General features: G+C 73.8%; 2 protein-coding genes. Both read right to left on the reverse strand.

The genetic code is table 11. From position 1 onward, the window contains the following. Positions 1-597: NYN domain-containing protein (locus BN12_RS21635; RefSeq protein ID WP_157635769.1), on the reverse strand; the 597-nt coding region annotated here is incomplete at its 3' end. A 278-nt stretch (positions 598-875) separates the two neighbouring features. Continuing rightward, positions 876-2,391: multicopper oxidase domain-containing protein (locus BN12_RS21640; RefSeq protein WP_162233121.1), on the reverse strand; the 1,516-nt coding region annotated here is incomplete at its 5' end.

Here is a 2,391-nt window from a genome sequence, read left to right on the forward strand (position 1 = left end):
CGCCGCCCGGTCCGCGGCGGCGGCGTCGGGCCGGATCGGCGGCGGGACCGGGCGGTGGACCGTCGCGTCGATCGTCTCCCCGTGGATGAGCTCGACCCCGTCGGCCTCTCGGACCAGGTGCCGGGCCACGGCGTGGGCCTTGCCGTTGACGTCCGGCACGGCGAGGAGGACGACCTGCACGCCGTGGCCCTGGGCCTCCTCGACGGCCTCGGTGAGGTCGTCGTCGCCGCTCACGAGGAACATGACGTCGGCGACATGGTTGCGTCCGTGCGTGGCGAGGTCGAGCCCGAGCCGCACGTCGACGCCCTTCTGCTCGCCGTTGGGCGACCGCCGCCCGAGGCGCAGCTTGACCCGCGGCAGCATGCCGAGGACCTCCTGGTCGTGGTCCGCCTGCCCACCGGGCCGGCCGCCGGAGTCGTACCAGTTGACCCGCAGGACCGGCAGGCCGCTGAGCTCCTGCGCCTGCTGGACGAGCCGGTCGACGAGGGAGCCGTAGTCGACGTTGACGCTGCCTCGGAGGGACGACCCCGTCACCCGGGTCGCCGACGACGCGAGGAGGTACCCGGCGTCGACGTACAGCGCGCACCGCGACGTCATGGCCGGTCGCCCTCGTGCGTGGTCGTCATGCCGCTCCCCTCGTGGCGTCGTCGAGCCGGCCGAGGTCAGGTCCTCAGGGCTCCTCGTCGCGAGGGTACCTGCCCGGGCCGGTCGGCACCTGCTGGGCACGTGCACGACCCCACCCCGCACGTGCCGAGTTGATGCTGTCCGGACCGCGCTCCGACGACATCTTCTCGGCACGTGCACGACCCCACCCCGCACGTGCCGAGTTGTTGCTGTCCGGACGCCGCTCCGACGACATCTTCTCGGCACGTCCGTCAAGGGGTGACGCGGAGGATGCCGTGCGCGCCCCGCTCCGCGTCGACCATGATGTGCGACACGACGGGGTAGCTGCCCGGCTCACGGGGGGTCAGCTCGACGAAGCCGCCCTGCCCGGGCTGGAGCGCGAGGGCCTGGCTGCCTCCCGCGTCGGAGGAGCCGAAGGCGTCCCGGCCGTGCCGCAGGAGGTAGCCGCCCTCGAGGTAGACGGTGTCGAACTGGCTGCCGACGACGTGGAAGGAGGTCGCCCGGTCCGGCCCGGCGTCGAGCACCCAGATCCGGACCCGCTCCCCCACCCGCGCGGTGAGCGGCGTGTGGTCGTACTGGAAGGCCTGACCGTTGAAGGTCACGGCGTCGGGACGCTCCGCGGACACCTTCTCGGCATCCACCTCGGCCGCCGCGTCGTGGCTCGTCCCGCTCGTCGTGTCGAGGTATGCCTCGGACTGGACGAGCAGGTACGACCGGTCCACCCGGGGCAGGCCCGGCGGCTCGATGACGACGGCGCCGAACATGCCGGCCGCGATGTGGGCGGACATCGGCATCGTCGAGCAGTGGTAGAGCCAGATGCCGGCGCGTCGCGCCGTGAAGCGGTAGGTGAGCCGGCCCCCCGGCGGGATGGTGCGCATCACCTTGTCGGGCGCCCGCTCGCCGGCGTGGAAGTCGATCGAGTGCCCCATGTCGGTGTCGTTGACGAGGGTGACGATGAAGGTGTCCCCGACCCGCCCGTGCAGGGTCGGCCCCGGCACCTGCCCGTTGTATGCCCACCGCCGCTGCCACACCCCCGGCGCCACCTCGAGGGTCGTCGTCGTGGCCCGGAGCGTGATCCGATGGGTCCGAGCCGAGGACAGCGGCGGAAGGACCGGGTCGACGGGAGCGGCCGCGGCCCGGTCGACGTCCAGTGCCGACGGCGGCAGCGACGGGGACGGCCCGGTCGGGGCCGCCTGCTCCGCGGAGTGACCCGTCCCGTCGTGCGCCGTCGAGCCGTCCTCCCCGTCGGTGCCCGACGATGAGCCGGAGGTCCCGGTCGCGCCCGCCGTCGGTGCCCCGACCACCTGCACCTGGAGCGTCATCCCCCGCATCCGGTGACCGACGACGGAGCACCACCCCTCGAGCGACCGGGACACGACGCCGACATCGAGGACGGCGTGCTGGCCGGGACGCAGCCGTCGGGTGTGCAGGTCGGAGCCGAAGGTGAGGTCGTGGCTCGTGTCGGGGTCGGCGTTGACGAGCTCGATGACGAGGCGGTCACCCGCGGGGACGTCGATGCTCGCCGGGTCGTAGTGCATGTCGCGTGCCGTGACGAGGACCCGGGTCGTGTGGCCCGTCGGCGCGATCGCGGTCCCGGCTGCGGAGACGCCCGCCCCACTCTCCGGGCCCGCCAGTCCGGCCGATGCGGGGTCGATGGCGACGCCGACGGAGACGGCCATCGCGATGAGGGCGAGTCCCGACACGACCTGGACGCGGACTCCTCGGCTCGCGCCGGGCGCGTCGGCGGGCGCCGCAGCCGCTCCCGCA

It is taken from the genome of Nostocoides japonicum T1-X7 (genome assembly GCF_001046855.1).
Taxonomy (GTDB): Bacteria; Actinomycetota; Actinomycetes; order Actinomycetales; family Dermatophilaceae; genus Nostocoides; species Nostocoides japonicum.